This is a genomic window from Thermoleophilum album (assembly GCF_028867705.1).
Lineage (GTDB): Bacteria > Actinomycetota > Thermoleophilia > Solirubrobacterales > Thermoleophilaceae > Thermoleophilum.
Genome location: NZ_CP066171.1, coordinates 2,028,130 through 2,049,823, shown reverse-complemented (window position 1 = coordinate 2,049,823; position 21,694 = coordinate 2,028,130). Strand labels below are relative to the sequence as shown.

Here is a 21,694-nt window from a genome sequence, read left to right as displayed (position 1 = left end):
TGTCGCGGCTCAAGGGCTCTGCGCCACGTCGTTCGGGGGCATGCCGGCCATCACCTCGAGCGCCCCGGCGGCTTGCATCCGCTCGGCGACGAGCTCGCCGAGCTCCTCGGGACGGTCGCGGCTGCCGCGGCCGCGGTCTTGCACCCACGTCGACCCGTCGGGCGATCCTGCCCATGCCGATAGTTGGAGCTCGTCTCCTTCGTGGCGGGCGAGCGCGGCGAGCGGTGTGTCGCAGGTGGCTTCGAGGGCACGCACCAGCGCCCGTTCGGCCAACAGTTCGCGCCAACTCGCGCTGTCGTTGGCGGCCGCGCAGACGGCGAGGGTCGAATGGTCGTCGCGGCGCGTCTCGTACACGAGCGTTCCCTGGCCGGGGGCCGGGAGGAAGGCGGGCGGATCGAGGCGCAGCATCGCGAGGGTGTCAGCGGGCATGTGGTCGACGGGGTGCTCCCGCGAGTCGTGCGTGGCTCGTGGCGCTAGTTCCGCGAGCGCGCTACCGAGGCGGTCGAGGCCGGCGGCGGCGAGTACGACCGCGTCGAGCTCGCTTTCGCGCAGACGCCGTAGGCGGGTGTCGACGTTGCCGCGCAGCGGCACGACCGCGATGTCCGGTCGGGCGGCGAGTAGCTGGGCGGTGCGGCGGCGCGAGCTCGTGCCCACACGCGCGCCCGCTGGCAGTGCGCTGAGTGCCGCATCCGCCGAGCGCTTAGCCGCGACTGCCGCCGACATCACCAGCACGTCGGCTGGATTCGCGCGCCCCGCTGCAGCGGCTAGGACGAGACCGTCGGGCAGTTCGCCGGGCACGTCCTTGGCCGAGTGCACCGCGACATCGATTTCGCCGGCCAGGAGCGCCTCCTCGAGCTCTTTCACGAAGCGCGTTTTGTCGGCCCGTTGCGGGCGAGTCGGCGTGCCGCGCCCCGGCGAGGAGACCGGTTCGGGACCAGCAACGGCCGGGGATTCGCCGCCGCCGCGGCGCGTGCGCTCGTCGCCGTGCATGCGTTCGTGTTCGCTCGTTCGTTCGTCGCCGCTCGTCCGCACCACGACGAGCTCGTAGGGGACGCCGAGCCGCCGTGCAGCGATCTCGGCCTGGGTGCGTGCGAGCAGCGACGGGCGGGTGCCGACGCGTAGTGGGTGCCGCAGCTTGCCGCGAGCGGCGGTCACCGAACGCTCTTGCGGGCGCCGCGCTGAGCGCGCCGGGGCAGCCGCTCGACCTTCGCCGCGGGCGCGTCGGCAGCGTTCTCGCGATCGCTGGCGCTCGCACCGCCCGCGCTTCGGTCGAGCTGGAACAGCTCACGCACAGCGTGCGCCAGGCGGTAGCCGTCCTCGCTTCCCGCGCTGCGCCGCAGGACCGCCGTCGGGTCGTGGAGCAGACGCTTGGCGAGCGCCCGCGCCATCGCTTCGACCCGCTGTCGGTCGCGCACCGAAAGGCTCTCCCAGCGCCCCTCGTTCTCAGCCAGCACCGCTGCGACGAGCGCGTCGGCACGCCGCCTGAGCGCCGCGATCGTCGGCAGCACGTCGAGCTCGGTGAGCCATGCGCAGAAGCGCTCGGTTTCCTGCTCGACGATCGTCGCGGCTTGCCGGCGCTCGGCTTCGCGCAGGCGCAGGTTGCGCGCCACCTCGCGCTGCAGGTCGTCCATGTCGAAGAGCGTGATCGCCCGCAGTGCGCGCACTTCCGGGTCGAAGTCGCGCGGCACGGCGATGTCGATGATCACGAGCGGACGCCAGTCGCGCTCGTTCATCACCAGCTCGAGCTCCTCGCGACCGACGATCAGGTGCGGCGATCCGGTCGAGCTGACGACGATGTCAGCGCTGACGAGCTCGGCCGGCAGCTGGTCGAAACGTACTGCTTGGCCGCCGAAGCGGCGCGCCAAGCCGATCGCCCGGTCGTAGCGCCGGTTGGCCACGAACACGGTGTGAACACCCTGTGCGCGCAGGGCGCGCGCCGTCAACTCGCCGCCCTCGCCGGCGCCGATGACGAGTACTCGCCGGCTTGAGAGGTCGCCGAGCGTCGCAGCTGCCAGCTCGACCGCGACCGACGGCACCGACACCCTGCGGCGGCCGATCGTCGTTTCGCTACGCACGCGCTTGCCGGCGGCGATCGCGTCGCGGAAAAGACGGTTGGTGACCGGCCCGCTCGCGCCCTCAACAGTGGCGAGCTCGTGCGCTCTGCGCACCTGACCTTGGATCTCGGCTTCGCCGACGACCATCGAGTCGAGACCGGCGGCGACGGCGAACAGGTGACGCACAGCGTCGCGGTCGCGTAGCGAGTAGAGCGCATTTGACAGCTCGGTCGGGCCGATCGCCGCCTGACGGGCGAGAACGCCGAGCGCAGCGCTCTCCGCCGCCACCGTGTCACTTGCAAGCAAATAGAGCTCGGTGCGGTTGCAGGTCGAGAGGGCGACCGCCTCTTGGATCGCCGGCACACTGACGAGCTCGCCGAGGATCGCCGCGGCCCGACCCTCGGGCAGCGCCAGACGCTCGCGCAAGGCGAGCGGTGCCGTTTTGTGCGAAGCACCGAGTACGAGCAGGCCGGAGCTCATCTCCCGCGGCGTTCGTCGCGGACCAGCTCGAGCAAGCGCGCCACCTCGCTCTGGAGGCGGCCGATCTTGCTCGCCAGGATCGCGACGTAGATCACCGGCAGCACGGCGAAGATCACGTACGCCGCCGCCACGTACTTGCCGGCTTCGTCCAACGGCAGCGCTGGCATCGTCAGCCTCCCGTCCCCGTCGACGTGGCCGGTGTCGAGGGTGCCTGCGAGCCGCTCGCCCGTGCGCCGCCCGGCAGCGCGCCGACGTGCGCGCTCTCGAGCGCGCGGCGCAGCTCGGAAACTTGTGCCGACAGCGTTTTAGCAGCGATCTCGAGCCGGCAGAGGGTCACGTAGAGGAGGGCCACCGCGGCGAGCGCGACGAGAAATGTCAGCCGCATCTCGCCGGGCATGTTTCCGCCCGTCTGGGAGAGCACCCGCGGGTGCGTGAACGACTCGGCGAGGCGCACCGCGATGAAGTTCACGGGCACGAAGGCGCCGGCGGTGATCGCGAACACCGAGGCGGCCCGCGCCTGTCGCTCGCGGTCATCGATCGAGTAGCGAAGCGGGTAGTAGACGCAGTAGAGGAGGAAGATCACTAGGAACGACACGAGCACCGGCTCGTCCCACAGCCACCAGTGCCCCCACGACGCGCGCGCCCAGATCGAGCCGGTGGCGAGCACCACACAGCCGAAGATCACCGACAGGTGGATCGAGACGTAGCTGCGCAGGTCCCAGCGCGGATTTCCGCTGCGCAGATAGAGCGCGCCCATCACACCGGCGGCGACGAAGCCGCCTAGCGCCACGATCGCCGACGGGACGTGGACGTAGAAGATCTTCTGCACGAAGCCCTGGTCGGCGTCGAGCGGGGCGTAGAAGAACACCAGTGCCAAGGCGAGCGCGAGCAGGCAGGCCGTCGCCGCGGCGAGCAGAGCAAGGCGGTTTGAGCGCAGCGCTGTCATTCGTCGATGAGATGGTCGGCGACGCCGACGGCGACGGCTACGAACAACACATCGTAAAGCCCCAGGAGCAACAGCCAGCGCAGCTCGAGGTCGCCGGGCGTTTGCGAGAAGAGCGGCGCCGTCGCCTCGGCGGCGCCGATCACCAGGGGAACCGACAGCGGCAGCATCAGGATCGGGACGATCAGCTCGCGCAGCCGCGACAGTGCCGCTAGCGCCGCCGCCAAAGCTCCGACTACAGCGATGCCGACGTTGGCCAGTGCGAGCACGGCTAGGAGCGGCACGAGCACGGGCCAAAGTGAGGGACCCAAGAGCAGCAGCGCGAAGGCCGGGACGAGCACGGTCTCGACGGCGACGAGCGCTAGCACCAGCGACGCCGCTTTTGCGGCAACGACGGTTGTGCCGTCGACCCCGGCCAGGCGCACGGCGTCGATGCCGCCCTGCTCGCTGTCAACGACGAAGGCGCGGGTGACCGGCAGAAAGGCGGCGAACAGCAGCGTCACCCAGAACGCGCCGGCGGCGAGCGGGCCGGCGAGCGTGTCGCGCTGGAAGGCGAAGTGGATTACGACGATCGCCGCGAGGGCGAACAGCAGCGCTGCTGGCAGCGCCTCGGCCGAGCGCAGCTCGAGACGCACGTCCTTGGCGACGAGCGCGCGCAACTGGTCGCGCGGGCGCGCGGTCACTGCAGCACCTCGGCGAGATCGGCCGCGCTCGGTGCCCTCCCTGCGCGATCTGCGATGTAGGCCCGTCCATCGGCGAGGACCAACACAGCGTTGCCCTCGCGCGCGGCACGTTCCAGGTCGTGCGTGACGAGCAGGCGCGTTCGCCCCTCTCGCGGTCCGACCAGGCCGGCGACGAGCTCGCTGGCGGCGCGGTCGAGGCTCGCGAACGGTTCGTCGAGCACCAGCAGCTCGGGGTCGCCCACGAGTGCGCAGGCGACCGCCGCGCGCTGACGCAATCCACGCGAGAGCTCGCGCACCGGGCGGTCGGCGTGGCGGCCGAGTTCGGCGGCGGCGAGTGCGCGGTCGGCGCTCGCATCGGGCAGGCCGAGAAGCCGAGCGCGCAGACGGGCGTTCTCGCGTGCCGTAAGAGCGCGGTAGAGCGCCGCGTCGTGGCCGACGTAGCCGATGCGCCCGCGCAGAGCGTGGCGCTCGGCCGGAAGCTCGGCCCCCAGGACGCGCACGCGACCCTGCGACGGTCGCAAGAGCCCGGCGACGATGCGGGCGAGCGTGGTCTTGCCCGCCCCGTTGCGGCCAACGACGCACAGCGTCTGCCCGACCCGTACCTCGAGCGTCACGTCGTGCAGCGCGACAACGTCGCCGAAGGTGCGCCCGACGTGTTCCAGCGCAATCGCGACCGGCGCCGGGGCGGACATCGCCCGCGGATCCGTCCTCAGGCGAGCGCGCGCTCCCGCTCGCGCTGGGCGTTCGCGATCAGCTCGCGCACAGCCTGCTCGTCGCCGCGTGCGAGGAGCTCGATCGGGTCGGGATCGCCGTTGACGATCGACTCGAAGAACTCTTTGCGGTCCTGGTAGGTGGGGAGCGTCCGCTTCGCCCAGCCGCGCACCTCGTTGAGCAGCACGGCCAGCCGTGCGTAAGGCTCGCCGTAGCGGGCGGCGACCTCGTCGCGGATGCGCTTGGCGAGCGCCGGTGACGCCCCTTGGGTCGAGATCGCGATCGCCAGCGGTCCCTGACGAACGATCGCCGGCAGGATGAAGTTGCAAAGCGGCGGCACGTCGACGACGTTTACGAGCATCGCTCGCCGCTCCGCTTCCTCGAAGATGCGGATGTTGACGTCGCTGTCGTCGGTGGCGGCGATCACCAAAAAGGCGCCGTCGAGATCAGAGGGCTGCCACTCCCGTGCCAGCCACTTGATAGAGCCTTCCGCCGCCAGCTCGCGCAGCGGCTCAATCGCCTCGGGCGCGACCAGCGTCACGGCAGCGTCGCAAGCGAGCAGGCCTTCGACCTTCTCGAGACCCACCTCGCCGCCGCCGACCACCAGGCACTTGCGCCCCGCAAGCCGCAAACAGGCGACGTAGAAGGGGGTTTCGAGCATCCCCTGCACGCACGACTGGTCGCAGATCCCCTTGCGGAGCTGGCACACGCACTCCTTGCCGGCGTAGGCTTGCGCGGGCATTTCCTGCAGTGTACGCGCCGCCCGCCGCTTCGGTGTTAGCGCGGCGGCGACTGTTCGTCCCGCGACTGCTCGCGCCGGGCCCGGTCGCGCCGCGCGCGCAGCTCGCGCAAGCGTGCAGCGAGGCGCGACTCATCGCCGTGCTCGCTCAGCTCGACGAGGCGTTCTCCCTCCGCGCCGCGCGGCGCCAGCTCTTGGGTCGACAAAGCGTCCGGCAGGTCGTGCGGATACTCGTAGCCGACGCCCCGACCCAGCTCGCGCGCCCCGGCGAAGTGGGCGTCGCGCAGGTACGGCGGTGGTTCCGGCGTGCCGCGCTCGGCGATCCAGGCGCGCGCCCGCGCAAGCGCCCGCGCGGCGGCGTTCGACTTGGGCGCGAGCGCAAGGTAGATCGTCGCCTGCGTCAAGGCGTAAGCGCACTCCGGCATGCCGACGTGCTCGACCGCCTGGGCGGCCGCAACTGCGATGGCGAGCGCGCGCGGATCGGCGTTGCCGATGTCCTCGCTCGCCAGGATCACCAGGCGGCGAGCGACGACGCGGGGGTCTTCGCCGCCCTCGAGCAGCGCTGTCATGTACAGCACGGCGGCGTCGGGGTCGGAGCCGCGCAGCGCCTTGATCAGCGCCGAGAGGAGGTCGTAGTGGCGGTCGCCCGAACGGTCGTGGGCGAGCGCGGTGCGCCCGGCGGCGGCAGCGGCGACCGCCACCGTCAACCGGCCGGAGCCGGCCGTTTGGCAGGCGACCTCGAGCAACGTCAAAGCGTGCCGCGCATCGCCCGCCGCCCGGCGCGCGATCAGGGCTAGAGCGTCGCGGTCGACTGGCGGCGGCGCGGGTATACCCCGTTCGGGGTCGCTCAGCGCCCGTTCGAGGAGCGCGACGAGGTCGTCCTCGTCGAGCGGCCGCAGCTCGTAGATCCGCAGCCGCGAACGCAGCGCTGGCACGAGCTCGAAGTAGGGGTTCTCGGTGGTCGCACCGACGAGCAGCACGCTGCCCTCTTCAAGCGCGGGCAGGAGCGTGTCCTGTTGGGTGCGGTTGAACCGGTGGATCTCGTCGAGCACGAGCACCGCCCCCGGGCGCTCGCCGCGAGCGCGGGCGCGCTCGATCACTGCGCGCACCTCGCGGCTGCCGCACGCCACCGCCGAGTGCTCTGCGACCGGTGCGCCGCTCGCGCCGGCGACGAGCCGCGCCAGCGTCGTCTTTCCGCTGCCGGGCGGTCCGTACAGCACCAGCGAGTGCGGCGCGTGCCCCTCGAGCGCGCGCCGAAGCGGCGTGTCGGTCGCCAACAGGTGGCGTTGCCCGACGACTTCGGTGAGCGAACGCGGGCGCATCCGCGCCGCGAGCGGCGCCCCGCGCTCGCCGCTCTCCGCGCCTCGCGGCGCGGGATGCGGTTCCTCGAAGAGAGGCCGTTCCACGGTCGCCGCGGCGATCAGCGGTCGACGCGTGCGAGCAGCGCGAGCACCGCTTCGGTGCAGCGCTCGGGCGCCTCCTCGAAGACGAAGTGTCCGGCGTCGTCGAACACCACGAGCTCGGCCTGGGGCAGGAGCTTGGCGAAGCGGTGCGCACCCCCGACCGGTGCGTAGCGGTCGCGACCGCCCCACAGAACGAGCGTCGGGACGTCGAGCTCGCGCAGTCGACCCTCGAGCGGCGCGATCTTCTCGAAGTCGCCCGAGCGATATAGCTCGAGCTGCGCCATCCGGTGCTCGCGATCGGCGAGCCCCTTCCAGTACTCGTCGATCGTGGCGTCGTCGAAACCCTGCCACTCGCTGCGCAGTGCCTGGGCGAAAAGATCACGGGTGAGCGCTTCCATCAACTCCTCGCCGCGGTCGGGCGTGCGCATCGTTTCGGCGAGCCCGTGCCAGCGCCCGTCGCTGAAAAAGCCGGTGCACGACACGACGAGGCCGGCGAGCTCGAGCTCACGCTCGAGCACCCAACGCAAGCCGATAAGCCCGCCCCAGTCGTGCACCACGAGCACGAAGCGGTCGACAGCAATTGCGCGCCGGAGCAGTTCGACGCGCTCGATCTGCCGCTCCCAGTTGCCGGGACGCACGAGCGGCGAATCGCCGAAGTTGGCGAGGTCGGGCGCGATCGCCCGAAAGCCGGCTTCGCCCACCGGTCCGAGCAGGTGCCGCCACATATACGAGGACTCCGGGTAGCCGTGCAGCATCAGTACCGGCAGGCCGTCGCGAGGGCCGTGGCAGCGGTAGGCGAGCGGAGCGTCGTCGCGATGGACCGGAAAGCTGGACATGTCTGCGAAGCTAGCTGCCACGTCGATGCGACACAATGAGGCGCGCTGGGGTCACAGCCCGGGAGGAGCAGCAATGACGCCGCTAGTACCGATGGTCATCGAGCACGACGCCCGCGGCGAGCGTGCGTTCGACATCTACTCGCGTCTGCTGCGCGACCGCGTCGTCTTTCTCGGCGAACCGATCGACGACCAGGTTGCCAACCTCGTGATCGCCCAGCTTTTGCACCTCGAGTCCGAGGACCCCGACCGCGACATCGCGCTGTACATCAACTGTCCCGGCGGTTCGGTCTACGCGGGGCTCGCGATCTACGACACGATGCAGTTCATCCGCTGCGACGTGCAGACGACGTGCGTGGGAATCGCGATGTCGATGGGCTCGCTGCTGCTCGCCGCCGGCGCACCCGGGAAACGCTCGGCGCTGCCCAACAGTCGCATCCTCATCCACCAGCCGTCGGCGGGCTTCGAGGGACCGTCGAGCGACATCGAGATCCACGCCCGCGAGGTGCTCGACCTGCGCCGACGGATCGACCAGATCTACGCCAAGCACACCGGGCAGACCCCCGAGACGATCCACCGCGACACCGAGCGCGACCGCTTCTTCAAGCCTGAAGAGGCGGTCGAATACGGCCTAATCGATCGCGTTTTGCAGCCGAAAGAGCGCTCCCGTCCCGAACCGGCCTTGACCTAGGGGGTGTCGCGGTGGCGGGCGAGCGCGGCAGTGTCGAGGCGGAACTAGGGCCGGTCGCGCAGCCGCCACGGGCAGTGCCGGTGCTCCCTGTCGAGCGCGAGCAGCTCGAGAGCCGCGCGGTCGACCTGCTGCGCACACTGATCCGTTTCGACACCACCAACCCGCCTGGAAACGAGCGTCCGGCTCAGGAGCTTCTGGCTCAGCGCCTCGGCGCAGCGGGGTTCGATTGCCAGCTAGTCGGTGCCGACCGCGAGCGTCCCAACCTCGTCGCGCGCCTGCCAGCTCGAAGCGACGGGCCCGTTCTCGTGCTGCTCGGGCACGTCGACACCGTCCTCGCTGAACCGGCCGAGTGGCGCTGCGACCCGTGGGCGGGCGAGCTGCGCGACGGCTGCGTGTGGGGGCGTGGTGCCCTCGACATGAAGGGTCAAGTGGCGGCGACCGTGGTGGCCATCGAGGCCCTGGCGAAGTCGGGCTGGCGGCCCGGGAGCGGCGAGCTGCGGGTCATCGTCACTTGCGACGAAGAGGCCGGCGGCACGCTCGGAGCGCGCTGGCTGTGCGAGCGCCGCCCCGATCTTGCGCGCTGCGACTACCTGATCAACGAGGGTGGCGGCGACACGTTCACGCTCGCCGGTCGGCGACTGTGGAGCATCGGTGTCGGCGAGAAGGGGGTGTTCCGCTTCACGGTGCGCACGCGCGGGCGTGCGGGGCACGCGTCGACCCCCGGCTTGGCCGACAACGCGCTCGTCAAGCTCGCGCCGCTGCTCGAGCGTCTCGCCCGGGCCGGCACGGTGCCGCTGCCGTCGCCGGCGGTGCGACCCGTGCTCGCCGGGCTCGGGTTGCCGGACGGTGCTGCCGCGGTCGAAGAGCTCGCGCGCCTCACCGCTGGCGACGGCGAACTGCGTGCGCTGCTCGAGCCGATGCTCGGCGTCACCTTCGCGCCGACGATGGCGCGCGGGTCGGCGAAGATCAACGTCATCCCCGCTCGCGCCGAGCTCGCCGTCGACTGTCGAGTGCCGCCGGGGGTCGACCGCGAGCGCGCGCTGGCGGTGGTGCGCGAGGTCGTCGGCGACAGCGGTGTTGAGCTCGAGCTCGACGAAGCGACCGATGGCAGCCTGTCGGCGCCCGAGGGCGCTCTCTACGAGTTCATCGCTGCCTTCTGCGCGCGCGAAGATCCGACCGCGCACCCGGTGCCCACGCTGTTGCCGGGTTTCACCGATTCGCGCTGGTTCCGCGCCACCTTCCCCGACTGTGCGGCTTACGGCTTCTTTCCGCAGCTCGCGATGGAGATGACGGAAGCGTCGGCGCTCATCCACGGCGCCGACGAGCGTGTGCCGGTAGTCGACCTGGGGCTGGCGGCGGCGTTCTACGCCGAGGCGGCGGCGACATTGCTGGCGTGACGCGGAGGGTTCGATGAGGGCGGCGGATGCGGTGACGTGGGCAGGCCTCGCGGCGGCAGCCTCGGTGGCGACGGCGAGCTCGGCGGTGGCAAGCTCGCCACGTGCGGGCTCCGACCAGGTGCGCTTCGGCGGGATGGCGCTCGCCAACGGCGTGCTACTGCACGGGCCGACGCGCTGGGCGGCAGCGGTGCGAACAGGCGACGGCCGCATCGTCGTGCGCTCGGGACGCAAGGCCGTTCTCGCACGCGGACCGCTCGGCGCGCTTCCCGGTCTGCGCGGCATCGCCCGCCTCGCCGAGGCGGTGGCGGTCGTCGCCGCCGTGCGGCGCGCCCTGCCCGAGGCGCGGCTGCCTTTTTTCAACGCCGGCACGCTCGCGACAGCCCTTGCCGCTGCCGTGTTCGGCACGCGCTTGCGCCGCACGGGCAGCGGGTCGTTCGCGAGCGAGCTCGCAATCGGCCTGGCCGGGCTGGTGCCGGCGCTCGTCGCGCTGCGCGACGGGCGCGTCGCCGCCTACCACGGCGCCGAGCACAAGGTGATCGCTGCTTGGGAACACGGCACGGATGCTGTCGACGAGGCGCGCGAGCACGAGCGCTGCGGCACGCACCTCGTGGCGCCGATGCTCGCCCTTACCGCCGTCGGCAACGCTGCACTGCGCCGGCACGGGGTGCGCGGCCCGCTCGCCGAGGGCGCCGTCCAGCTCGCCGCCGCCGGTGTCGCCTTCGAGCTTCTTGCATGGAGCGATCGCAACCGCGACCGTCCCCTGGCGAGCGCGCTACAGGCGCCCGGACGTCTGTTCCAACGTGTTTTCGGCACGCGCGAGCCAGCGGGCGACGAGTTGGCGGTGGCGCGCGCGGCGTTGGCGGAGCTGGCGCGTGCCGAGGGTCTCGCCGGCGCGACCTAGCATTCCGGCGCCATGAGCGCGCCTACGCCTCGCCGCGAGCGGCTCGACCCGTCGGTCTTTCGTCTGCCGGTCGAGAAGATCCGCGACGGCTACTACACCGACGCGTACTTCAACTTCACCAAAAGGCTGCTCGAAGAGCGCGGCATGCACCCGCGCGTCACGATGCAGGTGTTTCAGAAGCACCGCTCGGTGTTGGGTGGCATCGACGAGGCGATCGCGGTGCTCAAGCTCTGCTCGGGGCGGCGCCTTCCCGACGGCAGCTGGCAGAACGGTTGGGACGAGCTCGAAGTGTGGGCCCTACACGAGGGCGACGAGATCGAGCCCTGGGAGACGGTCCTGCTGATCGAGGGCGACTATGCGCTCTTCGCCCATCTCGAGACCGTCTATCTGGGCTGCCTGGCCCGGCGGACGCTGATCATGCGCAACGTTCGCGAGGTCGTGGAAGCGGCGCGCGGCAAGCCGATCCTCTACTTCCCTGCCCGCCACGACCATTGGCTTGTGCAGACCGGTGACGGGTGGGCAGCGCACATCGCCGGGGCGCTCGGTGTTTCCACCGACGCGCAGGCGTCGTGGTGGGGCGGGCGGGGAGTGGGAACGGTGCCGCACGCATTGATCGCCGCCTTCGGCGGCGACACCGTCGCTGCGGCGCGCGCCTTCGCCGATCGCTTCGCCGACGAGATGAACGTCGTCGTTCTCGTCGACTTCCACAACGACTGTTGTCGCACCGCCGTCGAAGTCGCCGATGCGCTCGGCGAGAAGCTGTGGGGCGTGCGGCTCGACACCTCGGGCACGATGGTCGACCGCTGTCTGTGGGAGGAGATGGGTGAGTTCGACCCTCGTGGCGTCAACCCTCGCCTTGTCGAGAAGGTACGCGCGGCGCTCGACCGTGCCGGACACGAGCGCGTGAAGATCGTCGTCTCGGGCGGCTTCAACGCCGAGCGCATCCGCCAGTTCGAGGAGCTCGGCGTGCCGGCCGACGCCTACGGTGTCGGCTCGGCCCTGCTGCGCGGCGAAAACGATTTCACCGCCGACGTTGTGCGGGTCGACGGACGCCCGTGCGCGAAGGTCGGGCGCCGCTACAAACCGAACCCGCGCCTCGAGCGCGTCGCGTAGCCCGGATCGGCCGTTCCGTGGCACCACGGTCCGACGAGCCGTGCGCCGCGCAGCTTCCGGTGGCGGCAAGGGGTGGGAGTCGCCATCCTTGAGGGCATGAAACGCGCAGAGGGGGCGGCGCGGGGTCGTACGTCGCGCACAGTGTCGGGGGGTCGCGACCGTGGCTGCCCGAGGCCATGCGCGACGCGCGCTTCCAGCGCTACGCGGGGCCCGGTCGGCGGGGCCACATTCGCGCTGGTCGCTGGCGCGGGCGGGCCGCTCGCCGTGCCGGCGGCGATCGACTGGGGCCGCGTTCAGGACCTCGCCGTCACCTGGCTTCCGATCGTCTTCATGGGACTGATCGCGGTCGTGCTCGTGATGACCCTGCGCTACATGCCGCGCACCAAACCGCAGACGCTCAAGCCCGAGTCGGCCGGATCGGTGCGCTGGGAAGACGTCGCCGGTGTCGACGAGGCGAAGGAGGAGCTGCGCGAGGTCGTCGAGTTCCTGCGCGACCCGCGCCGCTTCCGCAAGCTCGGTGCGCGCGTGCCGAAGGGCATCCTTTTGCACGGCCCGCCGGGAACGGGGAAGACCTTGCTCGCCAAAGCGGTCGCGAACGAGGCGCGGGCTGCCTTCTTCGCCCAGTCGGCGTCGTCCTTCGTCGAGATGTTCGCTGGGCTCGGCGCCGCGCGCATCCGGCGCCTCTTCCGCGCCGCGCGCAAGGCGGCGCCGGCGATCGTCTTCATCGACGAGCTCGATGCCGTTGGGGCTACGCGCGGGCGCGATATCTCGGGCGAGAAGGACCAGACGCTCAACCAGCTGCTCGTCGAGCTCGACGGCTTCTCCGAGCACGAGGACGTCGTCGTGATCGCGGCCTCGAATCTGATCGAAAAGCTCGATCCCGCGCTTTTGCGGCCGGGCCGCTTCGACCGCCGCATCTTCGTTGCGCCTCCGGACCTGCACGGGCGTAAAGAGATCCTCCGCGTCCACGCGCGCGACAAGCCGCTCGCCAGCGACGTCGACCTCGACCTCGTCGCGCGCCAGACGAGCGGTCTAACCGGCGCCGATCTCGCCAACATCTGCAACGAGGCGGCGATCTCGGCGGCGCGTGACGGACGCACCGTCATCACGCGCCGCGACTTCGACCGCGCGATCGAGCGGGTTATCGCTGGGGCCGAGTCGCGGCGCGCGCTCACCGAGCACGAGAAGCGTGTCGTCGCCTACCACGAGGCCGGCCACGCGCTGTGCTCCGAGCTTCTGCCACGCGTCGAGAAGGTGCATCGGATCTCGATCGTGCCGCGCGGCCGCGCGCTCGGCTACACGCTCAACCTGCCCGAGGAAGACCGCTACCTGAAAACGCGCGAGGAGCTGATCGACTACATGGTCGTGCTGCTCGGCGGCCGTGCAGCCGAACAAGAGGTGTTTGGCGAGGTCACCACCGGCGCCGCTGACGACCTGCGCAAGGTCCACGAGATCAGCCGGGCGATGATCGCCGAATACGGGATGGGCAGCGAGCTGCGCGCCAAACAAGTGCCGACCGACGACTACTCGCTCTCCGACGCCACGCGACGGCTCGTCGACGAAGAGCAGCTCGAGTTGGCAGCGCTCGCCGAGCGGCGAGCGCGAGCACTGGTGAGCGAACACCGCGACCGCCTCGACGCGCTCGCGCAAGCCCTGCTCGAGCGCGAGACGTTGGAACGGCGCGAGATCGAGCGTCTCGTAGGTGGTGGACGACACCAGCGCCACGGCCGGGCGGGCGAGCACGACACGCCGCGCTCGCCCGCTGCTGGCGCGCCTGCGCTGCAGCGCTCGGCTACGACGACCGGCTCGCCCGGTTAGACTGCCGGCGCGTGTTCGGGCGCATCGACCACATCGGCGTCGCCGTCGAGGATCTCGACGCCGCCATCGCGCTTTACGAGCGGACGTTCGGCATGCCGCTCGCCCACCGCGAGGTGGTGGAATCGTTCGGGGTCGAAGCGGTTCTGCTCGACGTCGGCGAAAGCCACGTCGAGCTGCTCAAGCCCGTCAGTGCTGACAGCGCTATCGCTCGTTTTCTTGAGCGCAATGGGCCCGGCCTGCACCATGTCGCCTACGCGACCGACGACATCGAGGATGCGCTCGAGCGGTGCCGCGCCGCCGGGCTGCGGCTGATCGACGAGCAGCCGCGGCGCGGGATTCGCAACAGTCGTGTCGCCTTCATCCACCCGAAGTCGGTGGGCGGGGTGCTCACCGAGCTTGTGCAACCCGCCGAGCACTGAGGCGCGACCGTGGCGCTGCGCAACGTCGACGTCGGCTTCCAGGGCGGTCAGGTTCTGACGTTGCGCCTCGACGAGGGCGAGCACCGCGCGCTCGTCGACGCGTTGCGAAGCGCAGGTGAAGGTCGCTCGGTCCACACCGTGCGCGCCCAGGAGGCCGAGGTGGTGCTCGACCTAGCGCGTGTCGCCTACGTCCGCTGCGAGCTTGCCGAGCAGCGCGTCGGCTTCTAGCAGCGCCGTAGCGCGCTCGCGGCACAAGCTGCTGTCGCGGCTAGACCGCATCGAAACCCCGGCTGTGGCCGCGCTCGTCGCCGCGACCAGAGACACCGCGCTTGTACCAGTCGCGCGGCTCGCGAGCAGCTTCGGCGAATACGGCACCGGCTGGATCGCCGTCGCGCTCGCCGCATCGGTGCGTGCCCGCGGGCGCGACTCGGCGCGTGCCCGCGACTGGCTTGCGCCCGCGCTTGGTGTGGCGGGTGCGTTCACGGCGGTGCAGGTCGTGAAGCGTCTTTTGCCGCGCTCGCGTCCCGACGTGCCACGCGAGGTGCGGCTCTACTCGAACCGCTCCTTCCCGTCCGCCCACGCCGCCTGCGCTGCCGCCTTCGCAAGCTCGGCACCGCTGTCGCGAAGGGCCCGCGTCCTTGCGTGGGCGGCCGCCGGGTGGGTGGCGGCGTCGCGGATCGTGCTCGGCGCGCACTATCCGAGCGACGTAGCGGCGGGGGCAGCGCTCGGTGCGCTTGTGGGACGAACCGCCGCTCGCGGCGGCGCGGGCACCGAACGGCGCGCGACCGGAGGTCAGCGACCTTGAAACGGATCGGCATCGTCGGTCTCCCCAACGCCGGGAAGAGCTCGCTGTTTCGAGCGATCTCGCGCCAGGCCGCCGAGGTCGCGCCCTACCCGTTCACGACTGTCGACCCGAACATCGCTGTCGTTCCCGTGCCGGACGAGCGTCTCGACGCGGTCGCGCGCACGATCGGCGCCGATCCCGTCACCTACGAGACCGTCGAGCTGCGCGACATCGCCGGACTGGTGCGCGGCGCGCACCGCGGCGAGGGGCTCGGCAACCGTTTCCTCGCCCAGATCCGCGAGGTCGACGTCGTCGTGATCGTCGTGCGGGCATTCGCCGCGCCGGACGTGCCCCACCCCGACGGCCACGTCGATCCCCTCGCCGACGCCGAGCTGCTCGAAGCCGAGCTTCTGCAGGCCGATCTCGAGCGCGCCGGCGAGCGGCTCGAGCGGGCGCGGCGGCGCGCCCGCTCGCTCGAACGCGCCGCTGTCGCCGAGGCCGAGTGGCTCGAGCAGGTGCACGAGCGCCTCGCCCGCGGCGAGCCCGTGCGCGGGCTCGAGGCACCCGAGGACGCACCCGACGCTGCACGCGAACTCCAAGCCCTGACCGCGAAACCCTTCCTCTACGTCGCCAACGTCGACGAGGGCGCGCCGCTCGAACCGCCGCCGGAGCTTGTCGCGCACGCCACCGCGCGCGGTGCGCGCGCGGTGGCGGTGAGCGCGCGCATCGAAGCCGAGCTCGCGGACCTCGAACCGAGCGAGGCCGAGGCGCTGCGCTCGGAGCTCGAGCTCGGCGCTTCCGCGCTCGAGCGCGTTGTCGGTGGCGCCTTCGCGTTGCTCGATCTCGTCACGTTTTTCACCGCCCACGAGGGCGGCGAGGCGCGCGCCCACGCCGTGCTGCGGGGCACGACAGCGCGGCGCGCTGCCGGCGAGGTGCACAGCGACATGGAGCGCGGCTTCGTCGCCGCCGAGGTCGTCGCCTGGGACGAGCTCGTCGCGGCGGGGTCGCTCGCTGCCGCGCGCGAACGCGCGCTAGTGCGAACCGAAGGTCGCGACTACTCGGTTCGCGACGGCGACGTGATTCGCTTCCGCTTCACACCACCGCGCTGACCACTCTGACCGCCGGCGTGGCGCGAGGCGCCGGCGCATCAGCGAACGGTCAGCGGCAGCGACGTCAGTGAGCCGATGCGCGCCCGCCACACACCGGGCGCGGCGACCGCCACCCGGAAGGCGCCGCTGCGCGTCGTCGGCGCGGTGGCGGCTCGGACGAACCGTCCGCGTTTGTCGAGCTTTTCGAGCACCACCGTGCGCCCGGCGCGCGGTGCGAACGTCCCGGTCAAAAGCCAGCTCCCGTCGCTTGTGCTGCTGGCGCGCGCCGACACGCGCGCGGCGCGCAGGTCGGCGCGCACGACCGTGAACCACGTCGAGCGCAAGCGCAGTCGCGCCCGCAAGACGGCGCCGGTCGTCGCCACCTTACCGCCGCTTCCCTCCACGCGCGCGCGCAACACCCGCGGCGACGCACCCCGCTTGGTCACAACGATCGCTCGCAAGCGGCCGCGCACCAGCGAACCGAGCAGGCGTTCCAGGCGCGCACGGGTGAAACGCAGCGTCCAGCGGTGGTAGGGCGAGATCCGGTCGGCCGGGTCGTCGACGGCGCGCAGATAGGGAAGGGGTGCGACGAACACGTTCTCGACGTTTTCGGTGCGGCCGCCCGAACTCGAGTGGAAGAAGGTGCGCGCGATCTCGCCGTCGTAGGTGACAACCTCGCCGCTGGTGGCGGCGATCGCCGCGTCGGTCGCCGGGTCTTCGGCGGTAACTCCCCGGTAGACCTGAGAGCGTGTATCGGGGTAGAGCTCGAACCAGCCGCGCGCGAGCGTCGACAGCGCGTAGCTTCGCGCCGCCACGGCTTGGGCTTTGAGAGCTTCGGGATGCCAGCTGGGCGGCACCTCGTCGGGCACGACACCGCGCAAGTAGTCCTCGACCGCCACGACGTTCACCACTGCCAGTCGCCCCGACACCACACGCAGCTCGAGCGCCCCACGCCAGCGACCATCGGCGATGCCCGCCAGCGTCGGCGCGACAAGACGCAGCGGCCGACCACTGCGCGGTCGCAGCCGCACGGGCGAGCGGGCACGCATGAGAACACGCCGACCTGCTCGCACGACGACGCGGCCGCGCTCGGCGCTGGCGCGCAACAGGCGGCCCGGGTCAACGTTCTTGCTGTCGATCCGCGCCACGCCCGCGACCGCGAGCGTGCGCAGGCCGCTCGCGAGCAGTACGCGCAGCGTGCGAGCGGGTCGCGTCTCGACGGTGGTGCCGGTGTAGTAGTGGGCGAGAATCTCGCGGTAGTCGCTACCCGCGAGCGCCATCCCCTGGGCTCCCCACTGGCTCATGCCGAGCCCGTGACCGAAACCGGCGCCGCGCACGACGAAGTCGCTGACGGCAGCGCCGTGCGCCGGTGCCGTGACGGCGAGGGCGAAGAGCGTCGCGAGCACGGTTACCGCCGTGCGCATCTGCATACCGAAACGCGGCAAGGCGGCGAGAGTAGCGCGCTCTCGTAACCTTCGTGCCGTCCCGGCCACACAGCTGCGAAAGGGGGCCGAAAGTGGCTGTAGCTGCATCGGAGCGGCAGGTCGTCGAGGCGGTGCCGAAGCGGCTCTTTGTCGCCGGCGAGTGGCGCGAGGCTAGCGGCGGTGGCGAGTTCGCGGTCGAGGATCCCGCCACGGGTGAGGTGCTCTGCCGCGTCGCAGACGCCACCGCCGAGGACGCGCTCGCCGCGCTCGCTGCCGCCGGCCGGGCGCAGCGCGAGTGGGCGGACACGCCGCCCAACGAGCGCGCCGAGCTGCTCTGGCGCGCCTTCGAAGAGTTGCGCCGGCGCGCCGACGAGCTCGCGCTGTTGATGACACTCGAGATGGGCAAGGCGCTCGCCGAGTCGCGTGCCGAGGTTCTCTACGCGGCCGAGTTCTTCCGCTGGTTTTCCGGCGAAGCGCTGCGTCTTGACGGTTACGTGAAGCGCTCCGGTGACGGTCGCAGCCGCCTCATCGTTACGCGCGAGCCGGTCGGGCCGTGCCTTCTCATCACTCCCTGGAACTTCCCGCTGGCGATGGGCACGCGCAAGATTGGTCCGGCGCTGGCAGCGGGCTGCACGATGGTCTGGAAGCCCGCCCAGCTGACGCCGCTCTCGGCACTAGCGCTCGCCGGTGTGCTTGCCGAATGCGGCCTGCCCCCCGGCGTCCTCAACGTGGTTCCGGCTAGCGACGCGCGCGCCGTCACCGAACCGCTGCTGCGCGACCCGCGCCTGCGCAAGGTGTCGTTCACAGGCTCGACCGCAGTCGGGCGCAGGCTGATGGCAGCGGCCGGCGAGCGCGTGCTGAGGGTGTCGATGGAGCTCGGCGGCAACGCACCCTTCCTGGTCTTCGACGACGCCGATCTCGACGCCGCCCTCGCCGGTGCGGTCACCGCCAAGATGCGCAACGTCGGCGAGGCGTGCACCGCCGCCAACCGCTTCCTCGTTGCCGAGGCGATCGCCGACGAGTTCGCTCGTGGCTTGGCGGCCCGCCTTAGCGAGCTGCGCATCGGGCGCGGCAGCGCCGCGGAAACGCAGGTCGGTCCGCTCGTCAGCGCCGAGCAGCGACAAAAGGTGGCGGAGCTCGTCGCCGACGCTGTCGACCGCGGCGCGCGTGTCTTGACGGGCGGAAACGCTCCCGCCGGGCCCGGCTACTTCTACGAGCCGACCGTCCTCTATCCCGTGCCCGACGGGGCGCGGCTGCTGCGCGAGGAGATCTTCGGCCCGGTCGCGCCGATCCGCACCTTCGCGAGCGAAGAGGAGGCTTTAGCCGAGGCGAACGCCAGCGAGTACGGGCTCGTCGCCTACGTCTACACGCGCGACCTCGATCGCGCCCGCCGCGTCTGCGAGCGGCTCGAGTTCGGGATGGTCGGACTCAACCAGGGGATCGTCTCGAACGCCGGCGCGCCGTTCGGTGGTGTCAAGCAGTCGGGGATCGGCCGCGAGGGCGGCAACGAGGGGATCGACGAGTACCTCGAAACGAAGTACGTGGCGCTGGCTGCCGGGTGAGCGGCAAACGGGCAGCGCGGCCTGCGACAGCTGCCGCAGGCCGCGCGTCGCCGCCGGTCGCAGACGACCTACTTGCGTCCGGCGGTGGACTCGCCGCGTGCCATCGCAGCGAGGTCGAGCGCACGGTCGAGAACGTCCGCCCCGACGCCCTTCTCGAGCGCTACCTCGCGGATCGTGCGGCGCGAGGCGACCGCCTCCTTGACGATCTCGGTGGCGCGGTCGTAGCCGATGTAGGGGTTGAGTGCGGTGGCGATCGCGGGCGTCGACTCGGCGTAGCGGCGCAGCGCCTCGACGTTGGCGACGATCCCGTCGACGCACTTCTCGGCGAGCAGGCGCGCGCCCGAGGCGAGGATCTTGATCGAGTGCAGCAGGTTGCGTGCGATCAGCGGTACCCGCACGTTCAGCTCGAAGTTGCCCTGGCTGCCGGCCATCGCGATCGCCGCGTCGTTGCCGACCACCTGGTTGCCGATCTGCAGCACCACCTCGGGAATCACCGGGTTGACCTTGCCGGGCATGATCGACGAGCCCTTTTGCAGCTCGGGCAACTGCAGCTCGGCGAGGCCGCAGCGCGGCCCCGAGCCCATCAGCACGAGATCGTTGGCGATCTTGGTGAGCGAGATCGCGAGCACCCGTAGCGCGCCCGACAGCTCGACGAGCGCGTCACGGTTGCCCTGCGCTTCGAAACGGTCTTCGGGCTCGCGCGGTTCGAGCCCCGTCTGCTCCTGGATCTTTCGGTGCACGCGGCGCGCGAACTCGGGGTGGGTGTTCAGGCCGGTGCCGGTCGCGGTGCCGCCGAGCGGCACCTGCAGCACGCGCGGCAGGGTGTCCTCGATGCGCTGGCGACCGAGCCGGATCTGCGTGGCGTAGCCGGCGAACTCCTGGCCCAGCGTCACCGGCACGGCGTCCATCATGTGGGTGCGCCCGGCTTTGACCACGTCGCGCCACTCCTCGGCCTTGGCGGCGAGCGAGCGCTCGAGGCGTTCGAGCGCCGGCATCAGGTCGTCGCGAACCTCGGCGGCCGCAGCGAGGTGAACGGCGGTCGGGAAGACGTCGTTCGACGACTGTCCCATGTTGACGTGGTCGTTGGGGTGGACGTCGTCGCCGGCGATGCGCGCGATCACCTCGTTGGCGTTCATGTTCGACGACGTTCCCGAGCCGGTCTGGAAGACGTCGACGGGGAACTGGTCGTCGTGCATCCCGGCGGCGACCTCGTCGGCGGCGCGCGCGATGCGCTCGGCACGGTCGGTGTCGAGCAGGCCGAGCTCGCCGTTCACGCGCGCCGCGGCGGCCTTGATCCGCCCGAGCCAGCGAACCACCGCTACCGGGACGCGCTCGCCCGACACCGGAAAGTTCTCGATCGCTTTGCGCGTCTCCGCTCCCCACAGCTCGGTGCGTGCGGTCATCGGCCTCCTTCCGCTGCTCTCTGCTCGTGCTTTGCTGCCGCTGCCGCCCGCCGCTCGGCGACCCTCGGCGGACCGGTCCCGCAGGCTACCGCGCCGGGCGTACCGAGGGCGTTGCAAGAGCGCTCGCGAGCTCTGCAAGAACGGTTTCAGAGCTTGCCTCGCACGGCCGCAGCGTGGTGAAAATCACGACTGCTCCGACTGGCCGTACAGTCAGTGCCAGGAGGGGGTGGAGCCGACCCGCACCGCACACCGGGTCTCCCCTGAACAGCAATGAGAGCCGACCAAGGCACGACCGCCGGGATCCGCACCAACGCCGCCGCGGACCTCCTCGGTGTGAGCCCGAACACGCTGCGCAGCTGGGAGCGGCGCTTCGGCTACCCGCGCCCGCGCCGCACCCCCGGCGGCCACCGCCAGTACGACCTCGCCGAGCTCCAAGCCCTGCGCCGCGCGCTCGCCGAGACCGGCAACATCTCCTCGGCGATCGCGCTCGCCCGCCGCCGCGGCGACGGCCCCAGTAACGATCGCCGTCTGCTCGAGACGCTCGAGTCGTTCGACGAGGAGGGAGCCGACCGCGTACTCGAAGAGAGCTTGGCGGTGCGCTCGGTCGAGCGCACGGTCGAAGAGGTCCTGCTACCCGCCCTCGAGGCGCTGGCCAGGCGCGACCACCGCGAGGCCGAGCTCGAGGCCGCCTTGCGCTGGGCGACGGGCTGGGTGTTGTCGGTGCGGCGCGCGGTACCGCCGGCGACGCGCCCGCAGGGCGTGCTGCTTTTCGACGCCTCGGCGCATCTCGACGTCGAAGCGCTGCACGTGCAAGCGCTCGAGCTCTTGGTCCGGCGCGCCGGTTTCAGAACGCTGCTTTTGCGTAGCGACATAGCGCCCGAGCGGATCCTCCGCGCGATCCGCGCGCTCGACCCGATCGCCTTCGTGTTCTGCGGCGGCTGCGCCACCCTCGACCGTGTCGGCAGGCTCGTCCACGCCGTGCGCAAACTCGGCTCGACCGCACCGGTCGTCGAGTACCGCGAAGCGTTGCCGGTGCGGGGCGAGCGGTCGCTGCCGTCGCTCGGCAGCCGCCCGACCGAGGCCGTCCAGGCGTTGCGCTCGCTCGCCGACGGGGTGCCTCTCGCCGCCCCGGTCGCGCCCGCCGGCCGTGAGAGCAGCACGCGTCCCGTGGTGCGCGCCCGCCAGCGATCGTCGGCGGCGCGCGCCCAGGTCGCCGCCCACGCCGCGCCGCTCGGCCGCTGAGCTGCA

22 protein-coding genes are annotated in these 21,694 nt (G+C 71.4%); 11 read left to right on the top strand and 11 right to left on the bottom strand.

Going from position 1 to position 21,694, the window contains the following annotated elements:
• Window positions 1-9: 9 nt before the first annotated feature.
• The 9 genes from JDY09_RS09585 to JDY09_RS09545 are packed head-to-tail and all read right to left on the bottom strand — an operon-like array spanning window position 10 to window position 7,849.
• The gene (locus JDY09_RS09585) at window positions 10-1,155 is read right to left on the bottom strand and encodes a hydroxymethylbilane synthase (protein WP_274716705.1); all 1,146 of its coding nucleotides are present in this window, start codon (window positions 1,153-1,155) and stop codon (window positions 10-12) included.
• A complete protein-coding gene (gene hemA, locus JDY09_RS09580; protein ID WP_274716704.1) occupies window positions 1,152-2,534 on the bottom strand; it encodes a glutamyl-tRNA reductase in 1,383 nt (460 codons plus the stop codon). Before hemA ends, JDY09_RS09585 begins: the two co-directional genes overlap by 4 nt.
• On the bottom strand, window positions 2,531-2,701 hold the full coding sequence (locus tag JDY09_RS09575; protein WP_274716703.1) for a hypothetical protein: 171 nt from the start codon (window positions 2,699-2,701) through the stop codon (window positions 2,531-2,533). The genes hemA and JDY09_RS09575 overlap by 4 nt, the downstream gene beginning before the upstream one ends.
• Window positions 2,702-2,703: 2 nt before the next feature.
• Complete coding sequence (locus JDY09_RS09570; RefSeq protein ID WP_274716702.1) at window positions 2,704-3,480, bottom strand: cytochrome c biogenesis protein; 777 nt, start codon at window positions 3,478-3,480, stop codon at window positions 2,704-2,706.
• Complete coding sequence (locus tag JDY09_RS09565) at window positions 3,477-4,160, bottom strand: heme exporter protein CcmB (protein ID WP_274716701.1); 684 nt, start codon at window positions 4,158-4,160, stop codon at window positions 3,477-3,479. Before JDY09_RS09565 ends, JDY09_RS09570 begins: the two co-directional genes overlap by 4 nt.
• Window positions 4,157-4,852 (bottom strand): ABC transporter ATP-binding protein, encoded by a 696-nt coding sequence (locus JDY09_RS09560; protein ID WP_274716700.1) that lies wholly within the window; start codon window positions 4,850-4,852, stop codon window positions 4,157-4,159. Before JDY09_RS09560 ends, JDY09_RS09565 begins: the two co-directional genes overlap by 4 nt.
• A gap of 17 nt (window positions 4,853-4,869) precedes the next feature.
• A complete protein-coding gene (locus JDY09_RS09555; protein ID WP_274716699.1) occupies window positions 4,870-5,613 on the bottom strand; it encodes a precorrin-2 dehydrogenase/sirohydrochlorin ferrochelatase family protein in 744 nt (247 codons plus the stop codon).
• Window positions 5,614-5,648: 35 nt separating this feature from the next.
• A complete protein-coding gene (locus tag JDY09_RS09550) occupies window positions 5,649-7,016 on the bottom strand; it encodes a replication-associated recombination protein A (protein WP_274716698.1) in 1,368 nt (455 codons plus the stop codon).
• 14 nt (window positions 7,017-7,030) lie between these two features.
• Window positions 7,031-7,849 (bottom strand): alpha/beta fold hydrolase, encoded by an 819-nt coding sequence (locus JDY09_RS09545; protein ID WP_274716697.1) that lies wholly within the window; start codon window positions 7,847-7,849, stop codon window positions 7,031-7,033.
• A gap of 73 nt (window positions 7,850-7,922) precedes the next feature.
• Between JDY09_RS09545 and JDY09_RS09540 the strand changes: the two genes are divergently transcribed.
• From JDY09_RS09540 to ychF, 9 genes are all read left to right on the top strand, one after another.
• Complete coding sequence (locus JDY09_RS09540) at window positions 7,923-8,537, top strand: ATP-dependent Clp protease proteolytic subunit (RefSeq protein ID WP_274716696.1); 615 nt, start codon at window positions 7,923-7,925, stop codon at window positions 8,535-8,537.
• An 11-nt stretch (window positions 8,538-8,548) separates the two neighbouring features.
• On the top strand, window positions 8,549-9,934 hold the full coding sequence (locus tag JDY09_RS09535) for a M20/M25/M40 family metallo-hydrolase (RefSeq protein WP_274716695.1): 1,386 nt from the start codon (window positions 8,549-8,551) through the stop codon (window positions 9,932-9,934).
• A gap of 13 nt (window positions 9,935-9,947) precedes the next feature.
• Complete coding sequence (locus JDY09_RS09530; RefSeq protein WP_274716694.1) at window positions 9,948-10,835, top strand: DUF1385 domain-containing protein; 888 nt, start codon at window positions 9,948-9,950, stop codon at window positions 10,833-10,835.
• 12 nt (window positions 10,836-10,847) lie between these two features.
• Window positions 10,848-11,948, top strand: coding sequence for a nicotinate phosphoribosyltransferase (locus JDY09_RS09525; protein ID WP_274716693.1), 1,101 nt, complete (start codon window positions 10,848-10,850; stop codon window positions 11,946-11,948).
• A gap of 264 nt (window positions 11,949-12,212) precedes the next feature.
• Complete coding sequence (gene ftsH / locus JDY09_RS09520) at window positions 12,213-13,766, top strand: ATP-dependent zinc metalloprotease FtsH (protein ID WP_274716692.1); 1,554 nt, start codon at window positions 12,213-12,215, stop codon at window positions 13,764-13,766.
• A gap of 11 nt (window positions 13,767-13,777) precedes the next feature.
• Entirely contained in the window at window positions 13,778-14,185 is a 408-nt protein-coding gene (gene mce / locus JDY09_RS09515) for a methylmalonyl-CoA epimerase (RefSeq protein WP_274716691.1), read from the top strand.
• Between the two features lie 9 nt (window positions 14,186-14,194).
• Window positions 14,195-14,413 carry a hypothetical protein gene (locus JDY09_RS09510; protein WP_274716690.1) on the top strand — a complete coding sequence of 73 codons (219 nt, stop codon included), beginning with the start codon at window positions 14,195-14,197 and terminating at the stop codon, window positions 14,411-14,413.
• Window positions 14,414-14,477: 64 nt separating this feature from the next.
• Window positions 14,478-14,990 (top strand): phosphatase PAP2 family protein, encoded by a 513-nt coding sequence (locus JDY09_RS09505; RefSeq protein ID WP_274716689.1) that lies wholly within the window; start codon window positions 14,478-14,480, stop codon window positions 14,988-14,990.
• Window positions 14,987-16,078: a redox-regulated ATPase YchF gene (gene ychF / locus JDY09_RS09500; protein WP_274716688.1), complete on the top strand. Its 1,092-nt coding sequence runs from the start codon at window positions 14,987-14,989 to the stop codon at window positions 16,076-16,078. Before JDY09_RS09505 ends, ychF begins: the two co-directional genes overlap by 4 nt.
• A gap of 38 nt (window positions 16,079-16,116) precedes the next feature.
• Here ychF and JDY09_RS09495 read toward each other — a convergent pair whose 3' ends face one another.
• The gene (locus JDY09_RS09495) at window positions 16,117-17,502 is read right to left on the bottom strand and encodes a SpoIID/LytB domain-containing protein (protein ID WP_342455259.1); all 1,386 of its coding nucleotides are present in this window, start codon (window positions 17,500-17,502) and stop codon (window positions 16,117-16,119) included.
• Window positions 17,503-17,573: 71 nt separating this feature from the next.
• Between JDY09_RS09495 and JDY09_RS09485 the strand changes: the two genes are divergently transcribed.
• Window positions 17,574-19,043, top strand: a complete 1,470-nt coding sequence (locus tag JDY09_RS09485) for an NAD-dependent succinate-semialdehyde dehydrogenase (RefSeq protein ID WP_274716687.1) — start codon at window positions 17,574-17,576, stop codon at window positions 19,041-19,043.
• A 68-nt stretch (window positions 19,044-19,111) separates the two neighbouring features.
• Here JDY09_RS09485 and JDY09_RS09480 read toward each other — a convergent pair whose 3' ends face one another.
• The gene (locus tag JDY09_RS09480) at window positions 19,112-20,446 is read right to left on the bottom strand and encodes a class II fumarate hydratase (protein WP_274716686.1); all 1,335 of its coding nucleotides are present in this window, start codon (window positions 20,444-20,446) and stop codon (window positions 19,112-19,114) included.
• Between the two features lie 270 nt (window positions 20,447-20,716).
• Here JDY09_RS09480 and JDY09_RS09475 point away from each other — a divergent pair, with 270 nt between their 5' ends.
• The gene (locus JDY09_RS09475; RefSeq protein ID WP_274716685.1) at window positions 20,717-21,688 is read left to right on the top strand and encodes a MerR family DNA-binding transcriptional regulator; all 972 of its coding nucleotides are present in this window, start codon (window positions 20,717-20,719) and stop codon (window positions 21,686-21,688) included.
• Window positions 21,689-21,694: the final 6 nt, after the last annotated feature.

Bases quoted from the DNA above. Each gene is read 5' to 3' on its own strand.
- JDY09_RS09525 (WP_274716693.1), top strand. From the start codon at position 10,848: ATGAGCGCGCCTACGCCTCGCCGCGAGCGGCTCGACCCGTCGGTCTTT.
- JDY09_RS09555 (WP_274716699.1), bottom strand. From the start codon at position 5,613: ATGCCCGCGCAAGCCTACGCCGGCAAGGAGTGCGTGTGCCAGCTCCGC.
- hemA (WP_274716704.1), bottom strand. From the start codon at position 2,534: ATGAGCTCCGGCCTGCTCGTACTCGGTGCTTCGCACAAAACGGCACCG.
- JDY09_RS09530 (WP_274716694.1), top strand. From the start codon at position 9,948: ATGAGGGCGGCGGATGCGGTGACGTGGGCAGGCCTCGCGGCGGCAGCC.
- JDY09_RS09570 (WP_274716702.1), bottom strand. From the start codon at position 3,480: ATGACAGCGCTGCGCTCAAACCGCCTTGCTCTGCTCGCCGCGGCGACG.
- JDY09_RS09575 (WP_274716703.1), bottom strand. From the start codon at position 2,701: ATGCCAGCGCTGCCGTTGGACGAAGCCGGCAAGTACGTGGCGGCGGCG.
- JDY09_RS09475 (WP_274716685.1), top strand. From the start codon at position 20,717: ATGAGAGCCGACCAAGGCACGACCGCCGGGATCCGCACCAACGCCGCC.
- JDY09_RS09540 (WP_274716696.1), top strand. From the start codon at position 7,923: ATGACGCCGCTAGTACCGATGGTCATCGAGCACGACGCCCGCGGCGAG.
- JDY09_RS09560 (WP_274716700.1), bottom strand. From the start codon at position 4,852: ATGTCCGCCCCGGCGCCGGTCGCGATTGCGCTGGAACACGTCGGGCGC.
- JDY09_RS09545 (WP_274716697.1), bottom strand. From the start codon at position 7,849: ATGTCCAGCTTTCCGGTCCATCGCGACGACGCTCCGCTCGCCTACCGC.
- JDY09_RS09480 (WP_274716686.1), bottom strand. From the start codon at position 20,446: ATGACCGCACGCACCGAGCTGTGGGGAGCGGAGACGCGCAAAGCGATC.